The organism is Roseibium denhamense, assembly GCF_009711415.1.
In the GTDB taxonomy this organism is placed as follows: domain Bacteria; phylum Pseudomonadota; class Alphaproteobacteria; order Rhizobiales; family Stappiaceae; genus Roseibium; species Roseibium denhamense.
Window position 1 is genome coordinate 39,591 of sequence record NZ_SMLZ01000099.1, and the last position, 12,432, is coordinate 52,022.

Below are 12,432 nucleotides of genomic sequence, written 5' to 3' on the forward strand. Positions count from 1 at the left end.
GGAAAGCCGGCAAGTATCAGATCGCGGTCATGCCCCCGTTGCGCCAGACAAATACCTTGTCCTGAGGCACATCAAGCTTGGGCACATCGACGGTCGCGCCCCCTTCCAAAAGCCCCCGCAAAACACGGAAGACACCGCCATGGGACACGACAACCGTTGGTGTCTGAACGCTCTTCAGCCAGCCGCCGATACGGCTTGCGAGCATCCGGTAGCTCTCCCCATTCGGTGGGGTGAAGCCCCATTTATCGGCCCGCCTAGCCGCAATCAACTCCTGCTCCTCGTCCGCCAGATCGTCAAATGTGAAGCCTTCCCAGTCACCAAACGTGATTTCCTTCAAACGGTCATCGAGCCTGTAGTGGCCAGGGGGCAGACCCATGGCGCTGCGCAAGAGTTCCATCGTGCTCCGGGTCCGGCCCAAGGGAGAGGACACAAAATCCAGATCACTGTCCGTCAGTCCCTGCTCGCGGAGAAAATCCTTCAGCTTGGCGCCGTTTCCGGAGGCCTGTCCGCGGCCAATATCATTCAGCGGAATGTCCCTTTGCCCCTGCATGCGCCCCTCGGCGTTCCAGTCGGTCTGGCCGTGGCGGATAAAAATCAGAAACTCCGGATCATGGAGCTTTGGCAGGTTGCCGGATTGGGGAATGGAAAGTGTTGTCATGTTCACCTGCAAAGAAGTTGCGCGCCCGGACCGATTGGAGGGCGCGCATTCATACGTCTCAATAAAGAGGCGGAACCGGGTCGAAGACCGGTCTCAACCGGCGGTTCAAACCACCGAAATGTCCGGTGCATCAACAGCCTTCATGCCGACGATGTTGTAACCGCAATCAACATGCTGAATTTCACCGGTCACACCCCGGCCAAGGTCCGACAGCAAGAACAGGGCACTGTCGCCAACTTCCTCAATGGTGACCGTCCGGCGCAGCGGTGAGTTATACTCGTTCCACTTCAGGATATAGCGGAAGTCGCCAATCCCGGAGGCCGCGAGGGTTTTGATCGGTCCGGCCGAAATTGCATTGACGCGGATGTTTTGCGGGCCGAGATCCATGGCCAGATACTTGACGCTTGTTTCAAGCGCGGCCTTTGCAACACCCATGACATTGTAATGCGGCATCACCTTCTCGGCGCCGTAATAGGTCAGCGTCAGAATGGACCCGCCATCGCTCATGAGCTTCTCGGCGCGCTGGGTCACAGCCGTCAGCGAGTAGCATGAAATATTCATGGTGCGATCAAAATTGTCTGACGACGTGTCCACAAACCGGCCGGTCAATTCGCTCTTGTCGGAGAAGGCAACAGCATGGACCACGAAATCGATCTTGCCCCACTTCTCTTCCAGCAGGTTGAAGACCGCATCGATGGATTCTCCATCGGTTACATCGCAATGACCGGCGACAATCGCGCCCAGTTGTTCCGCCAGCGGTTCAACCCGTTTCTTCAGAGCATCTCCCTGATACGTCAACGCGAGTTCGGCTCCGGCATCAGCGGCCGCTTTGGCTATGCCCCAGGCAATCGACTTGTTATTCGCCACGCCCATGATCAGACCACGTTTGCCGTTCATCAGTCCGCGCGTTTCCGCCATCTTCATCTCCGAAAGAAATCCAGTACCGCCCGAGCGGGCTGGCTTCCTATGGCACAAGGGTGTGGTTCCTTCAAGTGACCGGATTTTGGAATGAAGCGTCGACGGCGTGTGCTTCTGGCACTATGTTGCCGCCCGAAATCAACTGCTAAACATCACGAGGACCCCACTTATGGAGGCCACTGCCCACGCCGCCCGCTTTGCCGATTTGATTGGCCAGGCCAACGTTCTGACATTGCCCGATGACCAGGCCCCTTATCTGATCGAGTGGCGGGATCTTTACCAGGGCGTCACCCCAATGGTGCTCCGGCCGGGCACGACGGAAGAAGTCAGTGCGGTCCTCAATTATGCCTATGAGAACGGTCTGAAGGTGGTGCCGCAAGGCGGCAACACAGGGCTGATGGGCGGCCAAATTCCGCAGGAAACCGGGGACGAAATCGTTTTGTCCCTCGCCCGCCTGAACAAGATCCGAAATGTCGACCCTGATGGCTTTACCATTACGGTCGAAGCTGGTGTGGTGCTGGAAACATTGCAAAACGAGGCTGAGAAAGTGGACCGGTTGTTTCCGCTCTCCCTCGGTGCACAAGGCTCGTGCCAGATCGGCGGAAACATCTCGACCAATGCCGGCGGCACCGCCGTGCTGGCCTATGGTAACACCCGGGACCTCGTTCTCGGGCTCGAAGTTGTCTTGCCAACGGGCGAGATTTGGAACGGGCTGCGAACGCTGCGCAAAGACAATACCGGTTATGATTTGAAACAATTGTTTATCGGTGGCGAGGGCACCCTGGGGATAATTACAGCTGCCTCCCTGAAGCTCTTCCCGAAGCCGAAAAAACTGGAAGCTGCGTTTGTCGGAGCGCAAGACCCGCATGCGGTTCTGAAGCTCTTTTCCCTGGCAAAAGCGCAGGCCGGACCGCTTTTGACCGGGTTCGAAATCATGCCCCGGATCGGCATCGAGTTCTGCCTGAAACACCTGGACGGTGCCCGCGACCCCCTGGAGAGCGAACACCCCTGGTATGTGCTTATGGAGCTGTCGAGCGGATCGGAGGCCTTTGAAGTCCGCGATCTAATGGAAGGCATCCTGGGCGACGCCTTTGAAGCTGGCCTAGTCGAGGATGCGGCCTTCGCGCAGAACCTTTCCCAGGTGAATGATTTCTGGCATCTGCGCCACGGCCTGTCGGAAGTTCAAAAGCCGGAAGGCGGCTCCATCAAGCATGACATCTCCGTGCCAGTCGCCTCGGTTCCCGATTTCCTCGACAAGGCCATGGAAGCAGTGGACGCTTTTGTGCCGGGATGCCGCCCTGTGCCCTTCGGTCATATTGGAGACGGCAACATTCACTTCAATGTCAGCCAACCGGTCGGGGCGGATAAGGAAGACTACATTGCCAAGTGGGATGAGATGAACAAGATCGTTCATGACATCGTGCTGCAGTTCAATGGCAGCATCTCTGCCGAACACGGAATCGGGCGGCTGAAGAAAGACCTCCTGAAGGACGTAAAGCAGGACATCGAACTGGACCTTATGCGCCGCATTAAGGCAGCCGTGGACCCAAAAGGCCTTCTGAACCCAGGCCGGATCCTGTGATGCTGCTGCCAAAGGCGCAGATATGAGCCGCTTAACGTGTTGTAAACCCGGCCTTGGTGCCGGGTTTTTCGTATTGCCTGCAGCACGCGTTTAAATGCCTGTGCGATTGGGATTTCAAAGACACGGCCCAAAACAAAAGCAACCCTGAGCAGTCCAATGAAACACGCGCCTGCAACCGCGGAGACCCACCAATGCTGATTTCATGACGCCTGCGAAATACTGAAGGAATACTTCAGCCGTGCTGACGATTTTCAAGTTGTAAAATCCGCATGCGCCATCGAAAAGTTGTCAGAGGTATCAGAAGCCGATCAAGTGTCAGAAATTACAGGTTGCCAGAGTATTTGCGTTTCGACGGCTTACGGCGGCAGGCGCCCTGATTTGTGACAGCGCAACGTCTACATTCACAATTGGCACCACCCTACTGATTGATCTGCCATTTGCCGTTTGCGCCCGTCATCTTCGTTAACGGCCGGCCATGGATCATCATGCTGATCTGTGAGTCTGTTTTCCCCAAAATCCACGCATGACGGCTGCCTGATCCGGTCTAAGGAGCAAAAAAGTTCAACACGCGCGCCGCTGCCGTTAACCAATCCTTTCTGCATGCTTGTCAAAAATGCCTGTCTTTTCAGAGGCAAGATAGAAAACAACCTATCAAAACTTCCTAATTTTTGGCCTGCCTTTTGAAAACTCGAAAAAAAATGTTCCAAAGGTTAAAATTTTCCTAAAATCAAACACGTGCTCACGGCGGCTGTGAGCTGCAATCATAGGAGATACAGAATTCAAGACTTACAAACTGCTCCTGCAGCTTCGCAGCGGAGAAATCTCTATGTAAATTTTACATGGCAAATACGTTTCGACTGCAGGAATTACTATATCGAACGTCTATGACCTCATAAAAATAAGCTATTTGTAAGTATGGTAAGCAAAAGGTTAATGATGTCTCGTAGGCGTTAACAAGCCAGCCGGTTCAATACCTCCGAAGGAGGCTTGGGCCTGACAAAACAATAAAGGGCAGCGACGGCGGAATTCGCAGCCCCTTGACAGTGCACGAGAGGGGATGGGTTAGGCCATTCTCCCACATGGAGGCCACAATGCAGGTTCAGAACTTGACCAGTTCGGATCAATGGGATCGTGTAAAAACAGAGCTCAGAAATGAACTCGGTGACGACGTTTTCTCCAATTGGTTCGGACGTGTGAACCATGAAGACACGTTCGATGATGCGGTTCGTTTGTCAGTGCCAACCAGGTTCTTGAAGAGCTGGATCCAAAACAATTACGAAAAGCAGCTGGTGGGGCTCTGGAAGCGGGAACACAACAAGATCAACCGCATCGAGCTGACCGTGCGCGGGGCATTGCGTCCGCGTCAGCACACCAATCCGGTTCCCAAAGCCCTCCCCGCCCGGCGGATTAGCGCCCGGTCCGCCCCCTTTTCGACCACGCCCCAATTCGGCTCAATGGCCACATCGGCGAATATCCCATGCCTTGCAGATACGGGCGAGGATGCTGCCGCAGGGTTCCTGAATGGTGCAGCACTGAACCCGAAGCTCACCTTCGATGCGTTCGCGGAAGGAGCCTCCAACAGCCTGGCATGCGCAGCTGTGCGGCAAATGGCAGCGGGGCATGAGGGCACCCTCAACCTGCTCTACGTCCACTCTGCTACCGGAATAGGCAAGACACACCTTCTTCAGGCCGCGGCAATCGAGGGCCGCAAGGCAGGGCGCCAGGTCGCCTACCTGTCGGCCGAGTTCTTCATGTACCACCTGGTTCCGGCATTGCGGACACCCGCCTTCCCGGTTTTGCGCCAGGCCATGCGCTCCATCGACCTTCTCCTGGTGGATGACCTTCAGTTCCTCCATGGCAAACAGGGCCATGAAGAGTTCGCCAAAACACTTGAAATGCTGATGGAAGCCCCTGCCCAGATCATCATGGCGGCCGACCGGCCACCGGAAGAACTGGAGACACTTGGCACTGCTTTGCGTCAACGCATACAGACAGGCGAAGTGGTCGGCATCCAGGCAACAGACTATGCGCTCCGGCAGGATATCTTGCGCAAGCGGATCTTTGCCGCCCGCCGGACCCATCCCGGGTTCTCGGTGCCAGATGATGTAGCCGATTACATCGCCCGCTATGTCATTTCCTCCGCCCGCGATCTCGAAGGTGCCCTGAACCGGCTATTTGCCCACAACCAGCTGACCAAGCAGCCGGTGACCATGCAGCTTGCGGAAAAAACCCTGCATGATCTGGTCCGGATCGGGGAACCCCGCTCCATCAAGGTGGAAGAGATCCAGCAGGTGATTTGCAAGCACTACAGCGTCACAAAAGCGGATCTTTTGTCGTCCTGCCGGGCGAGGACATTGGTCCGGCCAAGGCAGATCGCCATGTATATCGCAAAGGTCATGACCGGCCGTTCATTGCCGGAAATCGGCCGCCGCTTCGGCAACCGCGATCACACAACAGTGCTTCATGCCGTGCGCAAGATTGAAGCCATGGTGTCCAAGGACAAATCCCTGTCCCAGGAAGTCGAGCTTTTGAAGCGTCTGATCCACGCCTGAGACCAAGGCGGACCGGAAAACAGCGGTACATATCCCCATACCGCTGTTCCAAGCACCTGGCGTGCAGCTCCAGGGGCATAACATCGTAACCTCCCTCCCCTTGAAGCCGCGCAAGCGGCTTTCTTTTTGCCGGATTGACAAAGCAACCAGCACTTCCTACTTAAGCAGCCGGTTTGAAGGGACCCGCCGTCCGCAGCCTCACGGCCCAGGTGAACGCCTTCCCGGACCCTTCCGGACTGATCGACCTTTGCAATGATTTGCGCAGGCCGATGGCAATGCGGGCCCCCATCTTGAATGCCTGCCTTTCCATTGAAAGGTTACATCATGACACTTCCATCCGTTACAGACCTGAAGCAGCAGGCAAAACGGCTTCGCTCCGCCCTTGCTTCGAAAGGGCAGACTGTGAGCCACAGTGAGACACTGGAAATGATCGCGAGCCAGCATGGCTACCGTGATTGGAATACCTGTTGCGCTGCAGCTGGCAACGGGCCCATGCAGCCGTTTGCCGTTGGCGACCGGGTGACGGGCACTTACCTGCAGCAGCCGTTTGAGGGTGTTGTCACCGGTTTGTCCAGTTTGCCCAACAAGAGCGGCTACCGGGCAACCGTGCAGTTCGACAAACCCGTTGATGTCGTCACGTTCGAGAGCTTTTCGGCCTGGCGCAGCCGGGTGGTTTGCCTCATCGCAGGCGACGGCGTGGCCTTGAAAAAGACGTCCAACGGCGAACCTTACATGCGCCTGAGGCAGGCATCTTAGAGTATCGGACGTTTAGTTCGAAACACCCAAAGATGCTCAATCACTCCACAGCCGATAAGCTTTGGGCGGTAAATCGGGTCCCGTTTACCGCCCATTGGTTTAAAGCCCGCCAAGCCTGGCCATGACAAGATGGCCAGGCACCGGTACACCTTCCTCCAGGCGCACCGTGATCGGGTCCATCGCCAGAATATCAAAGCCATGGGCGGCCAAAGCGGACCGGATATAGGCTTCCTTCTGCGCATATCGGCTTTTCGGACCAACCACGTAATTCTGGCCGGCAAATGCATCATCTGGCAGCGTTTCTGTCGAAAACGCGAGGTATCCGAGATTCGTCAACCGGTCGGCCGCTGCCTGCAAAAAGGGCTCCACCGCCCCCAGATAAGGAAAGACATCGGTTGCGGTGATCAAATCCCAACGGCACCGGCCCAGATCGTCATCCTCGAACTCTTGCAAGAACTCGACCGCCTCCCCGACATAAAGGTCGTCATAGACTTCCCGGTCATAAGCAAGCTCAACGATCCGTTCCGACAGATCTGCTCCGGTCCGGTGTGCTGTTACATCAAACAGGGCGGCGCCGGTCAGTCCGGTGCCGCATCCCAGATCCAACAGCCTGTCGAAGGGACCAACTCCCAGCTTGGTGACCAGATCGCGCACCATCAAGGGAACGCAATATCCAAGCTCCTCCACCAGGATCTCGTCGAAGACATCCGCATGCTGGTCAAAAAGAGTTGCGACGTAAGCATCGGGCATTTTTTCCGGCGCCGCTGCCATACCCATGGCGGCAAGGCGGATGCTGACCCCACCAGGATCCGCCGGGTCGATTTTTAAGGCCTGACGGTAAGCGTCCGCGGCAGCCTCCAATTCACCGCTCTTTTGCAGCGCAAGACCGCGATTATAGGCTTCTGCAAGCGCGTCGTCTTCGATACTGCCCCCCGGTTGGTCTGCCGTCTTAGGTGTGAAGTGATCGTCCGTCATCGGTTTCCAGCCACAAGAGAAAGCCTCTCCTATCCCGTCCATCCCGACTTTGCACGTCACACGGTAAGAATTGAACGAAATTCCACTGACTGGTCAGCGGACTTTTTGACCAAACTCGATATGGAGCAGAGTTCTCAAATAATTCGGAAAGGAGCTGTTCGGATAACTTTGCGCGGTTCAATATCGGCACACAAAGCGGTCATTCAGAAACGAATGAAATTCGAGTTCTAATCGTCGCAAGTATTTGGCTACATGTGCCACTATTCGCTGGTGGTCCCTGGGGGCTTTGCTCGATGAGGCCACGAATACAGTCCGTGCCGGTCCATAAAGGCGCTCAAGAAATGACCAAGTGCGAGGTCATTCGTGTCGAAAGGAACCCAATATATGAAATCTTTTGAGTTCTCCAACTCTTGCTCTTTTTCTTTCGCTTGTACTAACTCGTCATCTCTACGGAGTTTCCGTATTTCCCGCCAATGACCATCGTACTTTCTTCTATCGAATTCGAGTTCTCGATGTAATTTGGTATCTTTGGTTCCAAATGTCCTGTTCGAATCCTCGCCCTCACCTAAATAGGTGATTTCTGACAAATCTGCGCCTGCAACAACTATACTGTGAATGTTGGCCATTGTTATACTGTTTGACATAGAGCCAGCGGGGATTGCTGGCAAATTGAAAATTGCATGGTCAAACCTAGTCCCGATCAATTGAGCTCGGTCAAAATCCGCGCAGTTTAGAACTGCACTGAAAAATTGGGTCCCTTCCAGCTTACAGTCAGAAAAAACTGCACCTTCTAGCCTTGAGCGGTGAAACATGGTCGCAGAAAAATTCCCTGCTTCAAAATCGACGCCTGATAGGTTGCAGTTGCGAAGGTCCAGCCGAAATCGATACTTCCATTCGAAGCTGATTTGCTCCTCTGAGCGCCTCGCCAAAATCTTAATTGCAGTCTGAATATCCGTTCTGACATAGGGACGTTTTTCGAGTTCTGGTGTCGGTTCCAAACTGTGCGATGGGGAATTTTCACGAATGTACGCGCAAATAATCTCCAAAATTTGTAGATAGTCTCGCGGGCTATCTTGAGAAATTCTCTCAAGCGCGAAAAGGCCACCGATCCTCACTTCCAAATTGGGCGCAGTTACTTCTTCGTAGATTGGCTTCGAGAAATTGGGATTGCCGTCTTCACCCTTTTCATGTGCTAGTTTACCGCTCATCCGAGTTCGCTGCCGTTTTACGGTTTTCACGGCCCCTAATCCCTCGACAGCCTTGTTTATTCTCTCCGTAATGAGGCCTTGTTCAGCTGTATTGGCTTGCGCCTGAGCAACCATTGTTCGCCATACCAAGAATGGTGCAGCGAAAATTGCTGCCACCAGGAGGCCCAAGTTTCGAACTGCTGCAGCAGTTGGATCACCAGCATATATACCAAGGCCCAATAAAGCCGATAGCAGCGAGAGTAAGCTCATGATTGCCACTAAAGCCGCCACAAGCGAAGATAAAATGACTAATAGTCCCGCAACGGCCCCTAACCAACGAGCTCTTGAGAAATCAAGACTCAACCTAAGGCAAAGCCAATCTAGCAGCGACGGTTTATTCTCTGATCTCAACTGATGATTACCTCGCAGATACTTAAGCAAGCATCCTGGTAGGGTTTGCAGATTTACAAGGTTTGCTTTCTTAGAAACTATATAAGTTCAACGGATCAAGGCAACGGTAGCAATGGGTCATATTAGCCAATTGGTTGCATGTCGGCGAACATCGAGTTAGGGCTCGTAACGGACATTCAACTGGTTCGAAAACCATCGGTTCCTTGCGGCTCAAAACAGATCCAATTGCCCGCCGCCTTTTGCCGTCTTCTTTTGAGGCCGGCGTGTCTTTTCCGGAGCGTCTGTCGTCTCAAGCGCAACTTCGACCTGTAGCTCAGGGTCGTCATTTACGACCTTGTTCACGCGGGAGGAGACAGGCGTTGCCACCAGATAATCATCCTCGATCGGGAGCAGCATTTGCTGCGCCTGCCGCACATCAATGTTCGCCGTATCCAGCCAGGCGTCAAAGGACTCGGGCTTCAAGATGACAGGCATGCGGTGATGGATTTCAGACATCATCTTGTTTGATTCGATTGTCAGCATCGCACCGCTGTCCATGTCTCCGCCATCCGGATCCGACCATGTGTCCCATAGACCGGCCATCGCCATGACCCCGCCATCCGCGGGATGGATCCAGAACGGCTGCTTACCGTCGGGTGTTCGCCGCCATTCGTAAAAGCCCGAGGCCGGGAATATGCAGCGATGGTGGCGCATGGCGGCCCGGAAGGATGGCTTTTGCGCGGCGGTCTCCGCTCTGGCATTGATAAGCACCGTAAAGCTGGCTGGATCCTTGACCCAGGACGGGATCAGGCCCCATCGGATCAACTGAAACCGCCGCCGGCCATGTTCCTGGCGTACGGTCGCAACCGGCTGGGTCGGCGCGATGTTGTAACGCGGCGGAAAATTGGGCTGATCAATATAGCCGAACAGCGCGCGAACTTCTTCGGGCGTTGCCGTCAGGCTGAAACGGCCACACATGGCTGTCCTCCAGCATCGGCCAGGACGGCCTTGGAAAAGGCTCCCACCGAGTTAGGCAATTGGAAACAAAAAAGAAGTAGCGTAGCGGTCAAAGATAGGCAATCGGGGGACTAGAATGGAATGTTTGGATCCAGTGTTGGGCGCCGGTGATCTGGCTGCTGAGAAGCTGGAGCGGGCAAACATCAATCCCCAGACCGGTCTTGCGACCGATTATCTTAATCATTTCAATGAAGTCATGATGCTTTTGGAAATGCTCCCGGACATGCCGGATTGTTCGGAAGATGTTCTGGAATGGGAACCGCTCGATTACGAAGGCCACTTTGAAAATTCGAGCTTCAAGGACAAGAATCTCGCCATCCAGGCCTATCATGCCGCCCCGAGCCATCTGCGCGAACATCTGGAATACCGCGTTGCGGACATCGACCGCATGGTTGGCCAGATCCAGCAGCAATTGCGGGACGCCCCGGATGTCAGTGCCATTGCGGCAGACATTGCCGATTTCGCCACCCACGAGATCAAGCCGCTGATTTCCATTGCCAGCGGTGTCATCCACGGCCATATCGAGCCAGAGGCAACCCAGCGTGAAGGCGATGGCGCGCAGGCCGAGATCGACGCTCTGTTTGCCTGATCCCTATTTCCCTGTTTCCCAGGAGGTGTGATGCTGCCGTCCGTTTCAGGTCACCCCCGTATCGGCGTCAGCGTGCTTTGCCACATGGATGGTCGTGTCCTGCTGATCAAACGGTCGAAGGATCCTTATAAACATCACTGGAGCCTTCCGGGTGGACATCTCGAGTATGGCGAAACACTGCATGATGCCGCCGTGCGCGAATTGTTTGAAGAAACTGGTCTGACCGCAGATCTTGGCGAACCGATCGAGGTGGTCGATGCCATTCAGAAAGACCAGGATGGCAGCCCGATCACCCATTATGTTCTGGTCGTCTTCTTTGGGGCGTATCAAAGCGGCGACCTCAAACCGGGCAGCGACGCGCTGGAAAGCGCCTGGCTAACGGGCGAAGAGGTCGGGCAGCGGCTCACAACGCCGGGCACACCTGAGCGGGTGCGGCGGTTAATGGCAACACTCCCGGCAGTCTGACCGGGTCTCACGCAAGCGTGCTGCGGCTTGATTTCCAAGCGGTGCAATCCGGGTCCAATATGGCAGTCAGTGATTGTTTGGTGGGTCCGCAAAAATGCAAATACTGTTCTTTCTCGCAGCCGCTGCGCTGAAGATCGGGTCGATTGCCGTTCTTTTTCTGGTCTGCCTGATGCCTGCAGCCTCTGCCCATGTGCATGACGCGTGCCCCGGCCTCATTGACCGGAATGGCAGCATGAATGTCCAGATGCTCCCCCATCAGGCCTTGCCCGCCACTCCTCATAATCTTTGCGCGGTTACGCCAATTCCTGGGGTCAATGTCCAATAGGCCTTGCAGCCGCCGATGCCCCTGCGCATGATCCGGCCATGATGGTCGTTCATGCCAGAATCAACGCCTTGAAAGCCCTGTCTGCGGCTGTCTTTTGTATTGTTTTATCGTCTCAGGTTGTATTGGCGCAAGATGGCCCATCGGCAGCGCCACCTTACGAACAGCAGCTGATGCGCCTCTCCGAGATCTTCGGCGCCCTTCATTTTTTGCGTCCGGTCTGCGGGGAAAGAGACGTACCAAGCTGGCGTGACCAGATGGAAGATTTTCTCGACGCGGAAACGCTAGACGAGAACCGCCGGCGCCGTTTCATCGAACGGTTCAATCAAGGTTATCGTGGTTTTTCAGCTGTTTATCGTGACTGCACGACGGCTGCCCGTCTCGCAATGGAACAGTATCTGGTGGAGGGTGAGCGCATCATCACCGACGTCACCAGCCGCTACGGACGATAGTTCTGCGAGATTTCCCCGAAATATTACCTTTTCGTAAACCTTTTGCATCAAATTTGTGGGTGGCCGTTAAGTTTGTGTTCACGGTTACTTATCAGCCCGGTTCTCCGTGCTAGGATCAAGGCACAAGATTCGGGGAAGGGACACGCGGGAGTTGATTGACCTGCGTTTCGGGAAAGACCGGTAAGGAAACGAATGTACAACGACGATTATGCTGACGCGGCAATGGAAGCCGAATTTGCCGAAGACGAGGATATCCGGCGGGCCGCGCTCGGCTTTATCTCCGATGCCTGGGCCGAAGCCATCGCCAATGGTGTAGATGCCGATGCGGTCGCCCATGCGGCCATGTTTACCGCCCTTGCCGATCTTGTGGCGACCTACGGCGAAGATGCGGTTGCAAAACTGGCCGAAGGTCTTCCGGAAAGAATTCAGCGCGGCGACTACACGGTGCACCGGGTCCTGCAGTAGCACCCTTGATGGCATGAAGACGGGCCGGCCTTGCCGGCCTTTTTGATTCCCGCCGCGTATCAGCAACGCCGGCGATCCAGCCGCGCCGGGGAGGCAAGAGCGAT

Annotated in this window: 13 protein-coding genes; 8 read left to right on the plus strand and 5 right to left on the minus strand. The window is 55.2% G+C overall.

Translation table 11 applies throughout. From position 1 onward, the window contains the following. Positions 1-16: 16 nt before the first annotated feature. A complete protein-coding gene (locus E1180_RS06615; RefSeq protein WP_155190384.1) occupies positions 17-658 on the minus strand; it encodes a histidine phosphatase family protein in 642 nt (213 codons plus the stop codon). A 105-nt stretch (positions 659-763) separates the two neighbouring features. Beyond that, entirely contained in the window at positions 764-1,576 is an 813-nt protein-coding gene (fabI, locus tag E1180_RS06620) for an enoyl-ACP reductase FabI (RefSeq protein ID WP_155190385.1), read from the minus strand. Between the two features lie 169 nt (positions 1,577-1,745). Here fabI and E1180_RS06625 point away from each other — a divergent pair, with 169 nt between their 5' ends. The 3 genes from E1180_RS06625 (at position 1,746) to E1180_RS06635 (ending at position 6,466) form a co-directional block, all read left to right on the plus strand. Continuing rightward, on the plus strand, positions 1,746-3,158 hold the full coding sequence (locus tag E1180_RS06625; protein WP_155190386.1) for an FAD-binding oxidoreductase: 1,413 nt from the start codon (positions 1,746-1,748) through the stop codon (positions 3,156-3,158). A gap of 1,091 nt (positions 3,159-4,249) precedes the next feature. Continuing rightward, the gene (dnaA, locus tag E1180_RS06630; protein ID WP_208996973.1) at positions 4,250-5,710 is read left to right on the plus strand and encodes a chromosomal replication initiator protein DnaA; all 1,461 of its coding nucleotides are present in this window, start codon (positions 4,250-4,252) and stop codon (positions 5,708-5,710) included. Between the two features lie 324 nt (positions 5,711-6,034). Further along, positions 6,035-6,466 carry a glyoxalase superfamily protein gene (locus E1180_RS06635; RefSeq protein WP_155190388.1) on the plus strand — a complete coding sequence of 144 codons (432 nt, stop codon included), beginning with the start codon at positions 6,035-6,037 and terminating at the stop codon, positions 6,464-6,466. Between the two features lie 99 nt (positions 6,467-6,565). On the opposite strand, the gene E1180_RS06640 is transcribed toward E1180_RS06635, so the two are convergent. The 3 genes from E1180_RS06640 to E1180_RS06650 form a co-directional block, all read right to left on the minus strand. Continuing rightward, positions 6,566-7,441, minus strand: a complete 876-nt coding sequence (locus tag E1180_RS06640) for a class I SAM-dependent methyltransferase (protein WP_155190389.1) — start codon at positions 7,439-7,441, stop codon at positions 6,566-6,568. A gap of 260 nt (positions 7,442-7,701) precedes the next feature. Next, positions 7,702-8,991 (minus strand): pentapeptide repeat-containing protein, encoded by a 1,290-nt coding sequence (locus E1180_RS06645; protein ID WP_155190390.1) that lies wholly within the window; start codon positions 8,989-8,991, stop codon positions 7,702-7,704. Positions 8,992-9,249: 258 nt separating this feature from the next. After that, positions 9,250-9,996: an SOS response-associated peptidase gene (locus E1180_RS06650; protein ID WP_155190391.1), complete on the minus strand. Its 747-nt coding sequence runs from the start codon at positions 9,994-9,996 to the stop codon at positions 9,250-9,252. 115 nt (positions 9,997-10,111) lie between these two features. On the opposite strand from E1180_RS06650, the gene E1180_RS06655 reads away from it, so the two are divergent. The 5 genes from E1180_RS06655 (at position 10,112) to E1180_RS06675 (ending at position 12,328) form a co-directional block, all read left to right on the plus strand. Continuing rightward, positions 10,112-10,624, plus strand: a complete 513-nt coding sequence (locus E1180_RS06655) for a hypothetical protein (protein ID WP_155190392.1) — start codon at positions 10,112-10,114, stop codon at positions 10,622-10,624. 30 nt (positions 10,625-10,654) lie between these two features. Next, entirely contained in the window at positions 10,655-11,089 is a 435-nt protein-coding gene (locus tag E1180_RS06660; protein WP_155190393.1) for an NUDIX hydrolase, read from the plus strand. 94 nt (positions 11,090-11,183) lie between these two features. Next, positions 11,184-11,414: a hypothetical protein gene (locus E1180_RS06665; protein WP_155190394.1), complete on the plus strand. Its 231-nt coding sequence runs from the start codon at positions 11,184-11,186 to the stop codon at positions 11,412-11,414. A gap of 38 nt (positions 11,415-11,452) precedes the next feature. After that, positions 11,453-11,863, plus strand: coding sequence for a TIGR02301 family protein (locus tag E1180_RS06670; RefSeq protein ID WP_244313984.1), 411 nt, complete (start codon positions 11,453-11,455; stop codon positions 11,861-11,863). Between the two features lie 192 nt (positions 11,864-12,055). Beyond that, positions 12,056-12,328 (plus strand): hypothetical protein, encoded by a 273-nt coding sequence (locus E1180_RS06675; protein ID WP_155190395.1) that lies wholly within the window; start codon positions 12,056-12,058, stop codon positions 12,326-12,328. Positions 12,329-12,432: the final 104 nt, after the last annotated feature.